We start from the raw sequence: 18,510 nt of genomic DNA, 5'->3' as shown, positions 1-18,510 counted from the left end.
TTTCCCAGGAAAAGGCAGGCCGCTCATGAAAACTCCCGTCATCCAGTTCGGCACCAGCCGCTTCCTGCAGGCCCACGCCGACCTGTTTCTTTCCGAGGGAACGCCGGCCATGGCGGTTACGGTCGTTCAGACGTCGGGCGACCCGGCGCGGGCAGGGCGGCTTGCGGCACTCGCGGCACCTGAAGGCTATCCGGTGCGGGTGCGCGGCCGGCAGGACGGCAGGGTGATCGACGAGACGCGGCGGGTCACCTCCGTCAAGCGATGCCTCTCGATGGCGGTCCAGTACGACGAGGTGCGCCGGGTCTTCGTGGAGGAGGCCGAATACGTCCTCTCCAATACTGGCGATTCAGGTTACGATGGCCGGCCGGAAGATCGTGAGCCCGACTTCTTGCCGGCAATGAGCTTTCCGGCAAAACTCTACCATCTCCTTGCCGCGCGGCATGCCGCCGGTGCTGTGCCGCTCACCATCCTGCCGATGGAGCTGATCGCCGACAACGGCAAGGTGCTGCGCGGTCTCGTCGGTGCGCTCGCACGGGCCAACGGCGCGTCTGCCGATCTCATCCGCTACATCGAGGAGGAGACCGTCTGGGCCTCCAGCCTCGTCGACCGGATCGTGTCGGCACCGATCGAGCCGGCGGGGGCCGTGGCCGAACCCTATGCGCTCTGGGCCATCGAACGCACGCCCGGGCTCGTCGCGCCGACTCAGCATCCTTCGATCCAGCTTGTCGATGATCTCAAGGAAATCGAGACGCTGAAGCTGCATATCCTCAATCTCGGCCACACAGCGCTCGTCGACATGTGGCAGCGGCACGGCGCCCCGGCGGATGCCGTCGTTCGCGCGTTCATTGCCGTTCCGGTCGTGGAAGCGGAGCTTGCCGCGATCTTCGAACACGAAGTCCTGCCGGCCTTTGTCGCGCTCGGCCGCAAGGACGAAGCGAAGGCCTATCTCGCGACGACGATGGAACGCTTCGCCAACCCCTTCCTCGACCATAAGCTATCGGACATCGCCCAGAACCATCGCCAGAAGGTCGAGCGGCGGATCGAAGCATTCATCCATCTTGCTAGGGACGCCGGCTACGGCGCTGACATGCCGAGGCTTTCTGCCATAGCGGATCGCAGCCAGGCGATCTGAGCCTTCCGGCGTGGGCGCCCTCCTATTTGCTCGTCTCGCGCGGTGCCGACCGGAAAAACCGTAAGAGCCGTTTGCGGAAGACGTATGCCAGTGCGAGCAGGAGGCCGCATGGAACTGCTGCCGCCAAAAGAAGGTGGTGCGGCAACGGCAGCCGTCCGAGAAGATGTTCGGCCCCCTGACCGAACACGTAGCCGACCCCGGCGAACAGTGGTCCCCAGATACATGCGGCAAGCGCATTCAGCACCACAAACCGGGCGGTCGGGATCTTTGTGGTGCCGATCGCGATCGGGCTGATCGTGCGAAGGCCGTAGATGAACCGGAACGCGAAGACGAAGCCGTTCGGATGCCGTTCCAAGAGCCGCTGTACCGAAGCGATCCCAGGATTGGCGAGGATGCGCCGGACCATGGCGCTGGCACGGGCGTAACGGCCGGCCAGGAAAAAGAACTGGTCTGCGATGAACGATCCGATCGCGGCGGCGACCGCCACCTGCCAGAACGACAGGTAGCCGCGGTGAGCCAGCACGCCGCCGATGACGACGGCCGTCTCGCCTTCCACGCCCGCGCCAAGGAAGACAGCGAGCGTTCCATATTTTTCGATCAGCAGTTCCAATGACAAATGCAGGAGCCTTTCTGCGCGTTGACTGCCGTGGTGACAGCGGCGCTATCCTTCCAGGATGAGCAAAAGATAGGTGATGAACAGTGTGAGGTGCACCGACCCTTGCATCAGGTTCGTGCGCCCGCTGGCGAAGGTGATCATGCTGACGGCGAGCGTCAGGATCAGCATGACCATTTCCGAACGGCCAAGGCCGAGGGTGATCGTGTGGCCGGTGAGATGGCTGATCGCCAGCATGACGGGAACTGTCAGGCCAATGGTGGAAAGCACCGACCCCAGGAAGATGTTGACCGCCCGCTGCAGCCGGTCGGCGATGGCGGCGCGCACGGCGCTGATGGCTTCCGGCGTTGCGACCAGTACGGCCATGATGACGCCGCCAAGCGCTGCCGGCGCGCGTATCGTCTCGACGAGGTAGTCGATGGGTTTTGCCAGATGATCGACCAGGTAGACGACCGGTGCCATGTAGGCAAACAGCAGCATCACGTGGACGAGTAAGGGGTATGCGGACGGGGCGTGCTGCGGGCCGTGGTCCTCGCGGCTGTTACGCTGCGTGAAATAGACCCTGTGCCGTCCCGTCTGCAGCAGCAGGAACGTGCCGTATAGCACTATGGACATGAACACGAGCACCGTCTGGTGCAGCGAGGAAATGGCCGGGCCGTATGCGGCGGGCTGGAACTCCGGCAGGACGAGGCTGAGCGTCGCCAGCGGGACGATAAGCCCGAGATAGGCGTTGGCGCCCTGCAGGTTGTGGCGTTGTTCGGGGCGCCGCCAGGCGCCGAGCAGCAGCGACAGCCCGACCATGCCGTTCAGGATGATCATGATGACGGCGAACAGCGTGTCGCGGACCAGCGTCGAGTTGTTGTCGCCGTGGAACATCACGGCCGAGATCGCCACGACCTCGATCGTGGTGATCGTCAGCGTCAGTATCAGCGTGCCGAAGGGTTCTCCCAGGCGATCGGCCAGTTCGTCCGCATGCCTGACGACGGACAGGACCGATCCCAGGATGATCGCGAACAGTGCGGCGAAAACCAGTGCGAGACCGACGGGATGGGAAAGGCAGGCTGCGAACGTGTCGCCATAGGCATAGAAGGCTGCGGCAGCGAAAAGGCTGACCGGCAGGAGGCGTTCCTCGCGGGCGAAAAGCGCCAGCGTCGATTTCTGCGGCTTGGTATCGTGTTGCATGGAGGTCTATCCGGCCGAAATCAGCTACCAGGACTTACTGCAAAACCCGTTCCACAATCATGTCTGCGATCGGAATGGCGGAAGTGGCTGCTGGCGACGGTGCGTTGCAGACGTGCAGCATGCGGTCGGTGGCCGCAAAAAGGAAGTCGTGCACCAGCGTGCCGTCGCGCCTGACGGCCTGGGCGCGGATACCGGCCCGGTGCGGCAGCAGGTCCGCAAGCTCCAACCCGGGGCAGTATTTCCGGCATTCCTCCAGATAACCTGGCTTCCACAGCGAATTGCGCATCTCGACGAAGGCCGATTTCCTGTTGCCGAGCAGGGTTTTCCAGAAACCCGGGAACATGGCGTAGTCGGCAATGTCGCCGGGGGAGAAGGAAAGGTGGCCGTAGCCTTCCCGCGCAAACCCAAGCACTGCATTCGGGCCGACGGTGACGCTGCCGTCGATCATCCGCGTGAGGTGGATGCCGAGAAAGGGGAGGTTCGGGTCGGGGATTGGATAGATCAGGTGGCGCACGATACCGCTCTTGTGATCGGGCAGGCGATAGTACTCTCCGCGGAAGGGAACGATGCGGTGTTCGATCGCAACCCCGGCGAGCCGGGCGAGCCGGTCCGACTGCAGGCCTGCGCAGGCGATCAGCTTGCGTGCCTGCCAGCTTTCGCAGTCGGCGGAGACCGACACGGCGTCCGCCATTTCCCTGATCGCCTTGACGCGGGTGCCGAGCCGGATTTCGCCGCCCCGGGCTGCTATGATCCGGCCCATCGCCTGGCAGACCTCGGCATAGCTGACGATGCCGGTGGACGGCACGAACAGGGCGCCGAGGCCGGCGATGTTGGGTTCCCGCTCGCGCAGCTCGCCCTCGCTGATCCGGTGCACCTCGATCGCATTGCTTTGCGAACGCTCCAGAAGCGCCTCCATGCGTTTCGCCTCCAGAGGATTGGTCGCGACCAGAAGCTTGCCGCAGACTTCGAAGGCGATGCCGTGCTCGGCGCAGAAGTCCTTCGTCGCCTGCGCACCCTTGCGGCAAAGCTCCGCTTTCAGGCTGCCGGGCGGATAGTAGATGCCGGCGTGGATGACGCCGCTGTTGTGCCCGGTCTGGTGCAGGCCGAGCGCGTCTTCCTTTTCGATGAGGACGAGGCTCGCGCCGGGCCGGGCCTCCAGAAGCTGCATCGCCGTGGCAAGCCCGACGATCCCTCCGCCGATGACGCAATAGTCGTAGAGCATTTTAGAACGCTTCTCCCTTCACGGAATCGCAGCCGGACGCTTCCGCAACCAAGATAGCCGAAACAGGGGCTTGCGGGAGAGGGGAGACGGCAAAGAAGCCGGAGACGTTCGGATGATCGGCGGTACGCCCCTACCAAGCGTGAGGTAGGCGGGGCCAACCGGATGCTCAGCCGCCCGGCCGGGTCAGGATGAAGAGCGCAGGGCCGGCCATGACGAGGGCCACCATGGCGGCGGTCTGGGTGCTCGGGCCGCTGAAAAGCACGAAGGCTGCATAGCTCGTGGCGATCATCGCAATCGCTGTGGCTTTCGCGCGCGGCGCAATGGCGCCGTTCTCGCGCCAGCGGCGAAGCGGCGGGCCCAGTTGCGGGTGATTTACCAGCCATGTCTCGAAACGCGGCGAGGAACGCGCGAAAAGCGCGGCCGCCACAAGCAGAAACGGCGTTGTGGGCAGCAGCGGCAGGAAGATGCCGACGACGCCCAGCGCGACCATCAGCCAGCCCAGGCAAAGACAGAGTATTCGAAGCGGCAGTTTCATCGGCATCCGGCCAGGTGGAGTATGGGAGGCGGGCCGTTGATAGCATGGCCGCACCGTTGCAGACAGTCGTCTCATGGCCGGTCCCGCCCGGCATTTCCATCGCTCCCGTGTCGCAAGCGCCGGTGGAGGGTGACCGTTCAGCGTGTCTTAAGCATGATCGCGGTTTTCTGGCTGGTTGTGGCGCAGTTGAGGTTTTGCGCGTGGTGGCTGGGCAAGACGTCTTCCCAATCGATTTGTTCACGACTACTCTTTCTCGTGGTGCCTATAAGGAACCTTTCTGTATCTGCGGGATGGGCGGGGACATTGCATGCGGATTATGGGGCCTCTGGTAGCAGTCATATTGTCTTGCGCTTTGGCCGGCCTTCTGCCTGCAGGGGCAGCAAGGGCGCAGGAGGCGCCGCCGCCACCCGCCGTCGTGGTCGTTCCGGCCAAGATCATGGACCTGCGCGAAAGCGTTGACCTGACGGGGCGACTGGTCGCGATCCAGCGGGTCGATATCCGCGCGCGCGTGTCCGGCTTCCTCGAATCGGTGGATTTCCAGGAAGGGCAGAAGGTGAAGGCCGGCACGCTGCTCTACAGCGTCGAGGACGGCGCCTATCAGGCGGCCCTCCAGGAGATTGTCGGCTCGATACAGTCTGCGGAGGCGCAGCGCGATCTGGCGATCATCGAGCGCGACCGCTCCAACCGGCTGCTTGCCAGCAACACGGTGCCGCAGTCCCAGGTGGACATCGCCAACGCTCAGGTGAAGAAGTCCGAGGCGGATCTCGTCCGGTTGAACGGCAGCAAGGCACAGGCCGAGCTGAACCTGTCCTACACCAGGATCACCGCACCGTTCGACGGCATCGTGGGCTTGACCGCCGTCGACGTCGGCGCGCTCGTCGGGCCGGACAGCGGCGCACTGACGACGCTGACGCGCCTCGATCCCATCTATGCCGAATTCTCTGTCGCGACCGCCATGTACCTGACCTATCAGGAGCAGGTGCGCAGCGGCGAGATTTCGCCGGGCGCCAATGTCCGCATCATCCTGCCCAACGGCGTGGAATACCCCTCCAAGGGCACTATCAATTTCGTCTCCAGCAATGTCACGCAGGGCACGGATACCGTTACGGTCCGGGCGCAATTCCCCAATCCCGACGGGCTGCTGCTCGACGGATCGCTGGTGCGCGTCGAACTGGAGCAGTCCAACGCGCAGGACGTGCTCGCCATTCCCCAGGAGGCCGTGCAGCGGGATCAGCAGGGCGCCTTCGTCATGGTTGTCGGCGCCGATTCCAAGGTGGAGCTTCGCCGGGTCGACATCTCCCGTTCCTCGCGCGGCTTTTCCGTCGTCGCCTCCGGCCTGAAGGACGGGGAAGCGGTCGTCACCGACGGCATCGGCAAGGTGCGGCCGGGCATCGTCGTCGACGCTGCCGTCGCTCCTGCGGCAGGTGGCTGATCGATGATTTCGGAAATCTTCATCGATCGCCCGCGTTTCGCCGCTGTCATCTCCATTGTCCTGACGCTGGCGGGACTGATCGCGATGACGCAACTGCCCGTGGCGCAGTTTCCGGATATCGTTCCGCCGCAGGTCAGCGTCAGCGCCAGCTACTCCGGTGCCGGCGCCGACGTCGTCGAGGCGACCGTGGCCCAGCCGATCGAGAGCAAGGTCGTCGGCGTCGACAACATGCTCTACATGAAGTCCACCAGCGGCGCGGACGGTTCCTACAACCTGACCGTCACCTTCGCCGTCGGTACGGATCCCGACATCGCCACCGTGAACGTGCAGAACCGCGTGTCGCTCGCCGAGGCGGGGCTGCCTTCGGAGGTCAAGCAATCCGGTGTCAGCGTGCGCAAGAAGTCGTCGGCGCTGATGCAGGTGATCACCATCTACGGCGAGGAAGGCAAGGACTTCGACAACCTGTTCCTGTCGAACTACGCCACCATCAACCTGCTCGATACGATCAAGCGTGTGCCCGGCGTGGGCGACGCGTCGCTGTTCGGCGCTCAGGACTATTCCATGCGGATCGTGTTGAACGTCGACCGCATGACGAGCCTGAAGCTGACACCCACGGACGTGGTCAACGCGCTGCGCGCGCAGAACGTACAGGCTGCGATCGGGCGCATCGGCGCGCAGCCGATGACGGACGATCCCCTGTTCCAGCTGAACCTTCAGACGCAGGGGCGCCTGAGCGATCCCTCGCAGTTCGAAGACATCGTGCTCCGCGCCGAGCCTGATGGTTCCTTCGTGCGGGTGCGTGACGTGGCGCGGGTGGAGCTCGGGGCAGCCAGTTCCGATTCGACCGCGCGTTTCAACGGCCGACCGGTTGCCATGATCGGCACCTACCAGGCGCCGGGCGCCAACGCGCTGGCTGCCGCGCGCGGCGTCAACGAGGCGATGGAGCGGCTCTCCAAAGGCTTTCCCGAAGGACTGAAATACCAGGTCGCCTACGACACCGCGCAATTCGTCGAGGCCAGCGTCGAGAATGTCGAGCACACGCTGATCGAGGCATTCGTGCTCGTCATAATCGTCGTCTTCCTGTTTCTTGGAAACTGGCGGGCTGCCCTCATCCCGCTGATCGCCGTTCCTGTCGCGCTGATCGGCACCTTCGCGATCATCCTTGCGCTGGGGTTCTCGCTCAACACCGTCTCGCTGCTGGCGCTCGTGCTGGCGATCGGCATTGTCGTGGACGATGCGATTGTGGTGGTGGAGAACGTCGAACGGGTGATGGAGGAAAACCCCGGGATGCAGGCGGCCGAGGCCGCACGGCTCGCAATGGGGGAAATCACCGGCGCGATCGTCGCCATCACGCTCGTTCTGCTGTCGGTGTTCGTCCCCGTCGCGTTCATCCCGGGATTGAGCGGGCAACTGTTCCAGCAGTTCGCCGTCGCCGTATCCGTGTCCATGGTGCTGTCGGCGATCAATGCGCTTACGCTCAGCCCGGCGCTCTGCGCGATCCTGCTGAAGCCGCATCACGGGCCGAAGCGGGGCGTCCTCGGCTTTATTTCGCGCGGCATCGATAAGGGACGCGACGGCTATGCCTTCGTCGCCGGCCATCTCGCCCGGCGGGTCGTGATCGGGCTGGTGCTGCTCGCGGTCGCCGCAGGCGCTGCCGGCTGGTTGTTCCGCATCGTGCCGACCGGCTTCCTGCCGGCGGAGGACCAGGGGGCGTTCTTCACCGAAATCCGCCTGCCGGAAGGCGCCTCGTTCAACCGCACGGATGCGGTGGTGAAGCGGGTCGAGGCCATGCTCGGCGAGATCGAGGGGGTCGCCAACGTCATCACCGTCACCGGCTACAGCTTCCTCGACGGGCTTGCGAAGTCGAGCAGCGGATTTGCCGTGGTGACGATGAAGCCTTTTGCCGACCGGACGACCGCTGCGGCTTCCGTCGACGCGGCCGTCGCGACCGCGATGGCGAAGGGAGCGGCGATCCGCGAGGCGCAGATTTTCGCATTCAACCTGCCGCCGATCATGGGACTGGGAACCGGGTCGGGCTTCGAGTACCAGTTGCTCGACCTGCAGGGGCGCTCGCCGGCGGAGCTTGCCGAAACCGCGCGCGGCCTCATCATCGCCGCCAACCAGAACCCGCTGCTCGGACCGACCTTCACCACCTATTCGGCCAGTTCGCCGCAGCTCTATCTGGATCTCGATCGCGACAGGCTGCAGGCGCTCGGCGTGTCGGTCAGTGACCTGTTCGCCACGCTGCAGGGCACGCTCGGCTCGTTCTACATCAACGACTTCAACCTCTATGGCCGAAGCTGGCGCGTGACGATGCAGGCCGCACAGGCCGATCGGCGGTCGGTCGCCGACATTTCGCGGCTGCATGTCCGCAATGCACAGGGCCAGATGGTGCCGGTGGCATCCGTCGCAAGCGTCCGCTACATCGTCGGGCCGCAATCCATCGTGCGCTACAACAACTATCGCTCGATAACGCTGAACGGGCAGCCCGCGCCGGGCGTCTCCTCCGGTCAGGCGCTGCAAGCCATGGAGGCCGTTTCGGCCGCGACGCTGCCGCCGGGCTACAGCTACGAATGGACGGGCACGGCGCTGCAGGAGCTGGAGGCGGCAGGCAAGACAACGACGATCCTCGCCCTTGCCGTGCTGTTTGCCTATCTCTTTCTCGTTGCCCTATACGAGAGCTGGACGATCCCGATTCCTGTCCTGCTTTCGGTCATCGTCGGCGTGGTCGGGGCGCTGGTCTCCATCCTGGTCGCCGGCCTGTCCTTCGACATCTATGCGCAGATCGGCCTTGTGGTGTTGATCGCGCTCGCCTCGAAGAACGCAATCCTGATCGTGGAATTCGCGAAATTCCGGCGTGAGAGGGGGGAGAGCATCGTCGACGCGGCAATCGACGGCGCGCGCACCCGCTTCCGCGCCGTCATGATGACGAGCTTTGCCTTCATCGTCGGCCTGGTTCCGCTGGTGACGGCGCAGGGAGCGGGCATGCTCAGCCGCCGGGCCGTGGGCACCGGGGTCGCGGGTGGCATGCTGGCCGCCTCGCTCGCCGGCATCTTCCTGATCCCGGCTCTGTACGTCACGTTCCAGTGGCTGCGCGAGCGGGCGCACCGGGTCGCGGGTATCGGCGGGGGTGGCCCTGCGCCGGAAGCCGCCAGCCCGCCGGCGACGACGCCTGCGGAGCATGACAAGGCAGCACAGTAGAACCGCGGCGATGGCACACAGCGGATGCGACCGATCCGACGACGGCGGCGGATCGGCCGATGCGATGTTGCGCGGCCCCGACGACCGCGAACTTGAGTATCTCCGCTGGGGCCGTGTGGCCACAGCCACCACCGGCAGCGCTCTATCCCTTTCTCCCAATTCCTGACGCAGAACCGCTTCGTGCTTTTACCCGGTTCGCCTCAGTAGCGGCCGAGGCCGAGGTCGGCGGTTTCGATCTCCGGCGCCCTTCCGCTGACGAGATCGGCCAGTACGCGTCCCGAGCCGCAGGCCATGGTCCAGCCGAGCGTGCCGTGCCCCGAATTCACGTAGAGGTTCTTGAACCTCGTCGCCCCGATGATCGGCGTTCCGTCCGGGGTCATCGGACGAAGGCCCGACCAGAAGGTCGCCTTCGACTGGTCGCCCGCGCCGCCGAAGAGGTCCTCGACGGAATGCTCGAGCGTGGCGCGGCGCGCCGGCGGCAAATCGTTGCTGAAACCCGCAATTTCCGCCATTCCGCCGACGCGGATGCGGTCGCCGAGTCGCGTGATGGCGATCTTGTAGGTCTCGTCCATGATGGTGGAGACAGGGGCGCGGCTGTCATCGACGATCGGCACGGTGATCGAATACCCCTTCACCGGATAGATCGGCGCGACCAGGCCGAGCGGCTTCAACAGGGCGGGCGTGTAGCTGCCCAGTGCCGCGACGAACATGTCGGCTTCGATGAAGGCATCGGAGGTCATCACGCCCGTGACACGGTCCCCGAGGTGCTTCAGGCCGCGGATGTCGACGCCGAACCGAAAGCGCACTCCAAGCGCCTCGGCGTGGCTCTGCAGGATGTTGGTGAACTTGAAGCAGTCACCGGTCTCGTCGTTGGGCAGGCGCAGACCGCCGACGATCTTTTCCCGCACGCGCGCCAGTGCCGGTTCGGCGGCAATGCAGCCGGCGGGATCGAGCACCTCGAAGGGGACGCCGTCGGCGCGCAGCACCTCCACATCCTTGCCGATGCCGTCGAGCTGCTTCTGCGTGCGGAACAGCTGGAGGGTGCCCTGCGTGCGATGGTCGTAGGAAATGCCGGTTTCCTCGCGCAGCGCGATCAGGCAGTCGCGGCTGTATTCGGCCAGGCGCACCATGCGGCCCTTGTTGGTGGCGTAGCGGGCGCTCGTGCAATTGGCGAGCATTGCCATCATCCAGCGCCAGGTGGCGGCGTCTGCCATCGGCCGGATGATCAGCGGCGCATGCTTCATGAAAAGCCACTTGACCGCCTTCTGCGGTATGCCGGGTGCCGCCCAGGGCGAGGCGTATCCGGGCGAAATCTCGCCGGCATTGGCGAAGCTCGTCTCCAGCGCCGGGCCGGGCTGCCGGTCGAGCACGGTGACCTCGTGGCCCTGCCTGGCGAGATAATAGGCCGACGTCACGCCGACGACGCCGGCGCCCAGAATGGTGATTTTCATGATTGCCCCTCGATTGCTCTTGCCTTGACGTTCAGCGGTACTCGCGATGATAGCGGTTGCCCAGCGACGTCAGGATTTCGTAGGAAATGGTGCAGGCGTCCGCTGCGATCGCCTCCAGCGGCTGATGCGGGCCGATCATCTCCACCAGGCTGCCGAGTTTCAGCGTGCCCGGCGGCAGGGCGCTGATGTCGATGGTCATGCTGTCCATCGAGACACGGCCGACGATCGGCAGGCGAACGCCGCCGTAATAGGCCGCGCCGCGATCACTCAGGCTGCGCGGCAGGCCATCGGCATATCCGGCGGCGATGGTCGCCAGGCGCGTTTCCGTCCGCGTCACATGCGCGCCGCCGTAGCCGACGCGGCTGCCTGCGGGTACGGTGCGCGTCTGCACCACCCGGACGTCGAGCCTTGCGACGGGCTTCACTGCGATGCCGGGCACGTCCGTCGGCAAGCCGCCGTAGAGCGCGATGCCGGGGCGGGCGAGCGCGCCTTGGAAATCCCTCCCCAGGAAGATGCCGCCCGAATTTGCAAAGCAGAGCGGAAGCTCCGGGAAGAGCGCGGCCGCATGGCGCAGGGCTGCGAGCTGCTCGCCATTCTGCTGGCTGGCATTCTCGTCGGCGCTTGCCAGATGGCTCATGAGGTAGAGAAGATCAACGCCCTCTAGAAGCGCATGGTCGCCAGCAAGGGTCGCGCTCTCTTCCGGCGGCAGTCCCAGGCGCGACATGCCGCTGTCGACCTGAAGGACGGCGGGCAGTGCGTCGCCGCGCGAGACCGCCGTCCGCGACCAGTTCTCAAGCTGCTCAAGCGAATTGAGCACGGGAATGATGCCGAGATCGGCGCATCGGCCTTCGGCGCCCGGCTGCAGCCCGTTCAGCACGAAAATCCTCGCATCCGGCTCGACGAACGTCTTCAGGCGGACAGCCTCGCCGAAATGGGCGACGAAGAAATCGCGGCAACCGGCATCGTAAAGAACAGGAGCAACGCGGCCGGCGTCCAGGCCATAGGCGTCGGCCTTGACCACGGCTGCCACGGGAACGGGGGACGTGCGCTGCTGCAGGAGGCGGTAGTTGTGCTCGATCGCGCGCAGGTCGATCGTCAGGTATCCCGAAGCGCCGTCACGGCTGGAAATCTCGTAGGTATGCGTGTTCATGGCCGATCCCTCGATGCAGGATCAGGCTAATGAAAGAATCGAGCGCTTTTCTTCGAATTTGTGCTCTGATATTTGATAGATCCTAGGATTGCGAAATTTTCTGCGAAAAAATGAAAGATTCTGTATGAAGGGCCTGGATGCCATCGACCGCAACATCATTCGCCTGCTGCGGCTGAACGCGCGCATCACCAATGCCAAGCTCTCCGAGGAGGTCGGGCTGTCGCCTTCGGCATGCCTCAGGCGCATCAGCCTGCTGGAGCAGACCGGTGTCATTCGCGGCTATACGGCGCTGATCGGCAGCTCGGAAGGTGACAGTCCGATCGCCGTCATCATCAACATCACGCTGGAGCGACAGACGGAGGAGCATCTCAATCGCTTCGAAAACGCCGTCCGGCGCCACCCGGAAATCCAGGAGTGCTACCTGATGACGGGCGGCTCCGACTACCTGCTGCGGGTCGAGGTACAGAGCGCGGGTGAATTCGAACGCATTCACAAGGAAATCCTCGCCAAGCTGCCGGGCGTCCTGCGTATCCATTCGAGCTTTTCCATCCGCAACGTGCTGGCGGCGAGGGGCGTACAGCGCTGACGCCTACGGCAGGGCCACTAGGCCTGGGCGCCCTCCAGGCTCCGGTCCGGTCTTGCCGGCTGGCGGGACTGTGGCTTGGCCTCGCGCACGAGACGGATTTCCCGGGAGAACAGTGCGTTGTCCGGCAGAACCCTTCCCAGGCTGACGACGGTGGACCCTTTCAGTTCGGTCTCCAGGATCGACAGGACGCGTCGCAGCGTTGTCGGGTCCATGGTCTCCAGCACCTCGTCGAGCACGAGCCAGTGCGGCTTGTGCAGGATCGCGCGCGCGAAAGCCAGCAGCCGTTCGTCGTCGTCGCTGAGTTCGCGGTCCCAACGCGCCTCGTTATCGAGCAGCGGCGCCATGCGCTGCAGTCCGACCCGGGCCAGCGCTTCGATCAGCTGGGTGTCCGTGAAGGTATCGGTCTGAGGATAGGACAGCACGTCGCGCAGCCGGCCGGGGGGCATGTAGGGCGTTCGCGGCAGGAAGGTGATCGCCTCGCCCTTGGGAAGGCCGACGCGACCGCTGCCGAGCGGCCAAAGTCCCGCCAGCGCCCGGAACAGAAGCGTCTTGCCGGTGCGGGGCTCGCCGGTGATGACGACGCGCTCGCCGGCAGCGATCTCTATGTGCGGCTCGTCGAAGCGGGTGCGGCCGGTGGGCGAGGCGACGTCCAGCCGGTCCAGCGTCAGCCGGTTGGAGTCGTTCAGCACGAATTCGATGTGGCCTTCCGCGTCGTTGAGCGCATCGGTGGCGATGAGCGCGCTGCGGAACGAAGTGATGCGGTGAAGCGTCGCGCGCCAGTCGGTGATCGCGCCGATGTTGGCCACGAACCAGCGCAGCGAGGTGTGCACCTGATTGAAGGCGCCGACCGCCATCATCAGGCCGCCAAAGCTGATGTGTCCGGAGAAATAGACGGGGGCTGCCACGAGGATCGGTGCCACGACCGTCACCCAGCCATAGCCGTCGACGACCCAGGCAAGGTTGATCTGGGCGCGGAAGATGTTGCGGAGCGCGGTCAGAACCGAGCCGAGGTCGTTTTCGAGCTTCTGCCGCTCGCCCGTCTCGCCGCCGGCGAGCGAGATGGAATCGATATGCTCGTTGACGCGCATCATGGTAAAGCGCAGGGCTGCTTCGCGACTGTAGCGCTCGCCGTTCAGCTCGATGAGCGGACGGCCGACACGCCAGCTGAGCAGGGAGGCCGAGCCTGCATAGATGATCGCCGCCCAGACCATGTAACCGGGGATGTCGATCGTCCGTCCGCTGATCTGGAACATGAAGCCTTCGGAGAGTGACCACAGCACGCCGACGAAGGAGACGAGCAGGATGGAGGACTGCAGCAGGCCGAAGGCCAGGTCGGTGGTCAGATCGGCGAGATGGCCGGCGTCTTCCTGCATGCGCTGATCCGGATTGACGCCGATGGCACCGGCGTTTGCAAGGCGAAACGCCCTGCGCGGCCGCATCCATTCGCAGATCAGGTCATGGGTCAGCCCCTCGCGCAGCTTCAGCCGGAAACGCTGGTTCAGCCATTGCTGCAGGATGTTGAGAAGAAGCATGCCGCCGGCGATCACCGCAAAGATCTTCAGCTGATAGAAGAAGGCGTCGAGGTTGCGCCGCTCGATCGCGTCGTAGAAGGGCTGGTTCCAACGGTTGAGCACGATCTGGCCGAGTGCTGTGGCCACGACGACCAGAAAGCTGCCGGCGGAAATGAGGAGGAGCGTGCGGAAGACCGGGGAACGCGTGTAGATCCGCCGCATCGTCATCAACTGCGACCAGAGCCCTTCGCTCTTCATGCCTGCCCCAGGCAGACCGTTGGTGCCGTTCTGGGCGGAAACGTTGGCCATGGCTGGCTCCTTCCTATGCGGGAATCACCTTCCCGCACATCCCGGGCCGGCAATGCGGATACTGGAGCACCGACGGGGAAAAACGGCAAGGTCGCCACGAGACACGCTCTGTCATGGGCGAAAATGCGGCGTGAGCGCGCCGGCGATCGGGAATTTTCGCTGGGCCGCATCATGAAGTCGAGCAATTTGGTGGAAAATTGCGCAAAGCCGGCCCGTACGGGATGGATTTTTCGTCGTTGGCTCCGCCTAATAAATGACCGTTCTTTGCCTTATTGTTGGGCATTTGCGATTTAGTTGTTGCAACTGGCGGCGATCCTCCCAAGCACCGCCCGAACATCGAAAGCAGGTACATCCATGAGCAACTCCGTTCTGCAGCTTGTCGAGCGCGCCCGGTTCACCCGTCGCTCCGGTCTTTCCCTCATGCTGGCGGCCTCCGTCGCGGCCTTTGCCGCCACGTTGATGCCGCACCCGGCCGCTGCCGAAGACAAGACGAGCGTCAAGGTCGGCATCATGAGCGGAGAGGACGAGGACATCTGGCGCGCCGTGGCTGCGGAAGCGGAGAAGAAGGGGCTGACGGTCGAAGTCGTCACCTTCAACGATTACACCCAGCCGAACGAGGCGCTGGAGCGCGGCGAGATCGACGCCAATGCCTTCCAGCACGGCCCTTATCTTGAAAACCAGATCCAGGCGCATGGCTACAAGATCAAGGTGGCGGGATACACCGCCGTCTGGCCGATCGGCGTCTATTCGAAGAAGTTCAAGAGCATTGCCGAGCTTCCCGAAGGGGCCGTGGTCGGCGTGCCGAACGATCCTTCCAACGAAGGCCGCGCGCTTCTCGTCCTGCAGGACGAGGGCGTCATCAAGCTGCGGGACGGCGCGGGCATTCTGGCGACCGTCGCCGATGTGGCCGAGAACCCGAAGAACGTCGTGATCAAGGAGCTCGATGCCGGCATCGTCGGCCGCTCCGTCGAGGATCTGGACGCGGCCGTCGTCAACACCGACTGGGCGCTGAAGAGTGGGCTGGCAATCGAAGACCGCATCGCCCAGGAGAAGATCGCCGACAATCCCTACCGCAACTTCATCGCCGTTCGCGAGGCGGATCTGGGCGAGCCGTGGGTCAAGACGCTGGTTTCCTCCTACCAGAACGATACGGTCAGGGCCGAGTTCGACCGCGTCTACAAGGGCACCGGCACCGTCGCCTATTGACCTTTTCCCCTCAAGGACCTGAACATCAGGCGGCCTGCGGCGCTTTGGGCGTTGCAGGCCGCCTCGCCATTGCAGATGGCGGAAAGGAACTGCCATGACATCCCCATTCCCGCAAGCCGGTGGAGCCGAGCAGGGCGAGAACCGGCGCGAAGCGGTCGTCCGCCTGTCCGGTGTCCACCGCCACTTTGGCGACACGCCGGCCATCGACGGCGTGTCGCTGACGGTGCACAAAGGCGAGATTCTCGGTCTGATCGGTCGCAGCGGCGCCGGCAAGTCGACCCTGATACGCTGCCTGAACGGTCTCGAGCGACCCGACCGCGGTTCGATCAAGATCGAAGGGCGCGAAATCACCGGCCTGAGCGAAGAGCAGCTTCAGCCGCTGCGCCGGCGCATCGGCATGATCTTCCAGCATTTCAACCTGCTGTCGGCAAAGACGGTCGAGGAAAACGTGGCTCTGCCTCTGAAGATCGAAGGCTGGAGCACGGAGAAGCGGCTTGCGCGTGCCGCCGAACTGCTCGATCTCGTCGGGCTTTCCGGCAAGGCAAGGAGCTATCCGTCAGCGCTTTCCGGCGGCCAGAAGCAGCGTGTCGGCATCGCACGGGCGCTTGCGGCCGGGCCGGCGCTGTTGCTGTCGGACGAGGCCACCTCGGCGCTCGACCCGGAGACGACCGCGGCGATCCTGGAACTTCTGAAAGACATCAACGCCAAGCTGGGCCTGACGATCCTGTTGATTACCCACGAGATGGAGGTGATCCGCAGCATCGCCGACCGCGTCGCCGTGATCGATGCGGGGCGCATCGTGGAGGAGGGGCCGGTCTGGTCCGTCTTCGCCAACCCGCGCACGGCGATCACGCAGAGCCTGCTGTCTGGCATCCGCCCGCATTTGCCGCAGCATGTGGCAGCGCGGCTTGTAAGCGAGCCGGTGGGCGAAGTGGTGCTCGGCGTTGATCTCTCTGGACCCGATGCCGGCGTCCTGCTGGCCGGGCTCTCTGGCGCGCTTGCCGGCGGCTTCCGCCTGATCCATGGGGGCGTAGAGCACATCCAGCAGCAGTCCGTCGCCCGCTTCTTCCTCGGCATTCCGCCTGCATCGGACGGTCCGGCAAGGGCCGTCGCCTATCTCGAGCGCCACGGCGCCAAAGTGGAGGTCCTGGGCCATGTCCCCGGTCATGATTGAGCTCTTCATCCGGTCGTTCTTCGAAACCGTCATCATGACGGTCGCCTCGGGGTTCATCTCGCTGGTGGCGGGCCTGCCGCTGGGCCTGGCGCTCGTGGCGACGGCCAAGGGCGGCATTGCGGAAAACCTCTGGATCAACCGTCTTCTCGGTGCGATCGTCAACGGTTTCCGCTCGGTTCCCTTCATCATCCTGCTGGTGGCGCTGATCCCGGTCACCCGCTTCATCGTCGGCACGTCGATCGGCATGTGGGCGGCGATCGTTCCGCTTTCGATCGCCGCCACGCCCTATTATGCCCGCATGGCGGAGGTCTCGCTTCGCGAAGTCGATCGCGGCTTGATCGAGGCGGTGCGCGCGATGGGCGGAAACCGCTGGACGATCGTGCGCGAGGTGCTGGTGCCCGAAGCCCTGCCGAGCCTCGTCGCAGGCTTCACCGTGACGCTGATCACGCTCATCGGCGCATCCGCCATGGCGGGTGCGATCGGGGCCGGCGGGCTCGGCGATCTCGCCATCCGCTATGGCTACCAGCGCTTCGAAACGACAGTCATGGTCGCAGTCGTCGCCGTGCTGATCGTGCTCGTCTGCGCCATCCAGTGGGCGGGCGACCGGCTTGTCCTGCGGCTGGATCACAAGCACTGACGCCTTGATAGGGGGCTCCGGCTCCGGGGGCCTCTCCGGAGCGTGCGTCGGCGGGGCGTGAGAAGCCTCGTCACGAGCGGTTTGGTTGGACGAGCCGGATCACCGCACCTGTCCCGGCGCCCGATCCGCGATGCCGGCTTGCTCGGCCACAATCTGTTTTGCTTTGGAAGCGGCGGGGACGTCCTCGCTGTAGAGGATGCGCTCTGCCGCGCCGTCCAGATCCTCGTACTGCCCGCTGCGCATCGTCCAGAGAAACAGCAGAAGCCCGCCGGTGCCGAGCAGCAGCGAAATCGGGATCAGATAGAAGAAGGACGCCGTCATCTTCGCCTCCTGCCAGGCCCTGCGGTCGCCGGGGCCTCAATCGGGATCCTTGATCGCCTGGTAGGCATGCCAGGTCGCGTGGCCGAGGAGCGGAAAGGTGATGACGAAGCCGAGCATGCCCGTCAGCAGGCTCAGGGCAGTCAAAAGCATCACGATGGCGCCCCAGGCCAGCATGACCGGAAGATTGTTCCAGGCGAGCGAGATGCTGGTGCCCATGGCGGTGAAGGCGTCCACGTCGCGATCGACGACCATTGGCACGCCGAAGACGCTGATGGCGAAGGCGAAGGCCGCGAACAACGCGCCCACCAGCGTGCCGAGGCCGAGAAGAGCCCAGCCGACAGGCGTGCCGAACAGGGTAGGGAGGATGTGGCCGAGGCCCTGGAACGGTTGCCAGCCGACGAAGAGCGCATAGAGGATGACGGCGGCGCGCATCCAAAGCAGCATCAGCCCGCACAGGACGGCGCCGACGAACAGCACGTGCTGGCCGGTCCCGGGTTTCGGCCGCAGCATCGCGATGAGCGAGACCGGCAGGTTTTCCTCTATCCGGCGGCTCTTTTCGTACAGACCGGCGGCCGCGACGGGGCCGACGACGAAAAAGCCGGCAAGGGCCGGCAGTAGCGCGTAGTCGTAGCCGAAGGCAAAGAGGCCACCGACGATGATGATCGAGACGGCTGCGACGCCTGCGCCGTAGATCAGGCTCGGCAGAGGCATATTCCAGAGGTCGCGCCAGCCCTCGGCCAGCCAGGTAAGAGCACGGGCGGCCGGCAGATGGCGGTTCCGGTCGACGGCCTTGGGCAGAGGGGGAACTGTTTCAGGCATCCTCATCTGAATTTCCTCCGACAACGCGC

The 18,510-nt window shown here is 64.9% G+C and carries 16 protein-coding genes; 7 read left to right on the top strand and 9 right to left on the bottom strand.

Annotated features, from left to right (window positions below; all coding sequences use genetic code 11):
* Positions 1–25 precede the first annotated feature (25 nt).
* The gene (locus CRO48_RS17225; RefSeq protein ID WP_097141093.1) at positions 26–1,132 is read left to right on the top strand and encodes a mannitol dehydrogenase family protein; all 1,107 of its coding nucleotides are present in this window, start codon (positions 26–28) and stop codon (positions 1,130–1,132) included.
* A 22-nt stretch (positions 1,133–1,154) separates the two neighbouring features.
* Here CRO48_RS17225 and CRO48_RS17220 read toward each other — a convergent pair whose 3' ends face one another.
* From CRO48_RS17220 to CRO48_RS17205, 4 genes are all read right to left on the bottom strand, one after another.
* Positions 1,155–1,748, bottom strand: coding sequence for a DedA family protein (locus tag CRO48_RS17220; protein WP_097141092.1), 594 nt, complete (start codon positions 1,746–1,748; stop codon positions 1,155–1,157).
* 45 nt (positions 1,749–1,793) lie between these two features.
* The gene (locus tag CRO48_RS17215) at positions 1,794–2,927 is read right to left on the bottom strand and encodes a calcium:proton antiporter (RefSeq protein WP_097141091.1); all 1,134 of its coding nucleotides are present in this window, start codon (positions 2,925–2,927) and stop codon (positions 1,794–1,796) included.
* A 34-nt stretch (positions 2,928–2,961) separates the two neighbouring features.
* Positions 2,962–4,149, bottom strand: a complete 1,188-nt coding sequence (gene lhgO / locus CRO48_RS17210) for an L-2-hydroxyglutarate oxidase (protein ID WP_097141090.1) — start codon at positions 4,147–4,149, stop codon at positions 2,962–2,964.
* 166 nt (positions 4,150–4,315) lie between these two features.
* Positions 4,316–4,684, bottom strand: coding sequence for a YbaN family protein (locus tag CRO48_RS17205; RefSeq protein WP_097141089.1), 369 nt, complete (start codon positions 4,682–4,684; stop codon positions 4,316–4,318).
* A gap of 307 nt (positions 4,685–4,991) precedes the next feature.
* Between CRO48_RS17205 and CRO48_RS17200 the strand changes: the two genes are divergently transcribed.
* Positions 4,992–6,116, top strand: a complete 1,125-nt coding sequence (locus tag CRO48_RS17200) for an efflux RND transporter periplasmic adaptor subunit (RefSeq protein WP_097141088.1) — start codon at positions 4,992–4,994, stop codon at positions 6,114–6,116.
* A 3-nt stretch (positions 6,117–6,119) separates the two neighbouring features.
* A complete protein-coding gene (locus CRO48_RS17195) occupies positions 6,120–9,317 on the top strand; it encodes an efflux RND transporter permease subunit (protein ID WP_097141087.1) in 3,198 nt (1,065 codons plus the stop codon).
* Between the two features lie 200 nt (positions 9,318–9,517).
* On the opposite strand, the gene CRO48_RS17190 is transcribed toward CRO48_RS17195, so the two are convergent.
* Positions 9,518–10,768 (bottom strand): D-amino acid dehydrogenase, encoded by a 1,251-nt coding sequence (locus tag CRO48_RS17190; RefSeq protein ID WP_097141086.1) that lies wholly within the window; start codon positions 10,766–10,768, stop codon positions 9,518–9,520.
* 31 nt (positions 10,769–10,799) lie between these two features.
* Positions 10,800–11,918 (bottom strand): alanine racemase, encoded by a 1,119-nt coding sequence (alr, locus tag CRO48_RS17185; RefSeq protein ID WP_097141085.1) that lies wholly within the window; start codon positions 11,916–11,918, stop codon positions 10,800–10,802.
* 124 nt (positions 11,919–12,042) lie between these two features.
* Here alr and CRO48_RS17180 point away from each other — a divergent pair, with 124 nt between their 5' ends.
* On the top strand, positions 12,043–12,504 hold the full coding sequence (locus CRO48_RS17180) for an Lrp/AsnC family transcriptional regulator (RefSeq protein WP_097141084.1): 462 nt from the start codon (positions 12,043–12,045) through the stop codon (positions 12,502–12,504).
* A 17-nt stretch (positions 12,505–12,521) separates the two neighbouring features.
* Here the strand turns inward: CRO48_RS17180 and CRO48_RS17175 are convergent, their stop codons facing one another.
* Entirely contained in the window at positions 12,522–14,324 is a 1,803-nt protein-coding gene (locus tag CRO48_RS17175; protein ID WP_097141083.1) for an ABC transporter ATP-binding protein/permease, read from the bottom strand.
* A gap of 354 nt (positions 14,325–14,678) precedes the next feature.
* On the opposite strand from CRO48_RS17175, the gene CRO48_RS17170 reads away from it, so the two are divergent.
* The 3 genes from CRO48_RS17170 (at position 14,679) to CRO48_RS17160 (ending at position 17,341) form a co-directional block, all read left to right on the top strand.
* Positions 14,679–15,530, top strand: a complete 852-nt coding sequence (locus CRO48_RS17170; protein WP_097141082.1) for a MetQ/NlpA family lipoprotein — start codon at positions 14,679–14,681, stop codon at positions 15,528–15,530.
* Positions 15,531–15,624: 94 nt separating this feature from the next.
* On the top strand, positions 15,625–16,704 hold the full coding sequence (locus CRO48_RS17165; RefSeq protein ID WP_097141081.1) for a methionine ABC transporter ATP-binding protein: 1,080 nt from the start codon (positions 15,625–15,627) through the stop codon (positions 16,702–16,704).
* Positions 16,685–17,341, top strand: coding sequence for a methionine ABC transporter permease (locus CRO48_RS17160; protein ID WP_097141080.1), 657 nt, complete (start codon positions 16,685–16,687; stop codon positions 17,339–17,341). The genes CRO48_RS17165 and CRO48_RS17160 overlap by 20 nt, the downstream gene beginning before the upstream one ends.
* A 99-nt stretch (positions 17,342–17,440) precedes the next feature.
* Here CRO48_RS17160 and ccoS read toward each other — a convergent pair whose 3' ends face one another.
* Both ccoS and CRO48_RS17150 read right to left on the bottom strand, forming a co-directional pair.
* A complete protein-coding gene (gene ccoS / locus CRO48_RS17155) occupies positions 17,441–17,662 on the bottom strand; it encodes a cbb3-type cytochrome oxidase assembly protein CcoS (RefSeq protein ID WP_097141079.1) in 222 nt (73 codons plus the stop codon).
* A gap of 36 nt (positions 17,663–17,698) precedes the next feature.
* The gene (locus tag CRO48_RS17150) at positions 17,699–18,487 is read right to left on the bottom strand and encodes a DUF2189 domain-containing protein (RefSeq protein ID WP_097141078.1); all 789 of its coding nucleotides are present in this window, start codon (positions 18,485–18,487) and stop codon (positions 17,699–17,701) included.
* Positions 18,488–18,510: the final 23 nt, after the last annotated feature.

Source organism: Rhizobium subbaraonis, from assembly GCF_900220975.1.
In the GTDB taxonomy this organism is placed as follows: domain Bacteria; phylum Pseudomonadota; class Alphaproteobacteria; order Rhizobiales; family Rhizobiaceae; genus Mycoplana; species Mycoplana subbaraonis.
This window is presented reverse-complemented; position numbering and strand designations above follow the sequence as displayed.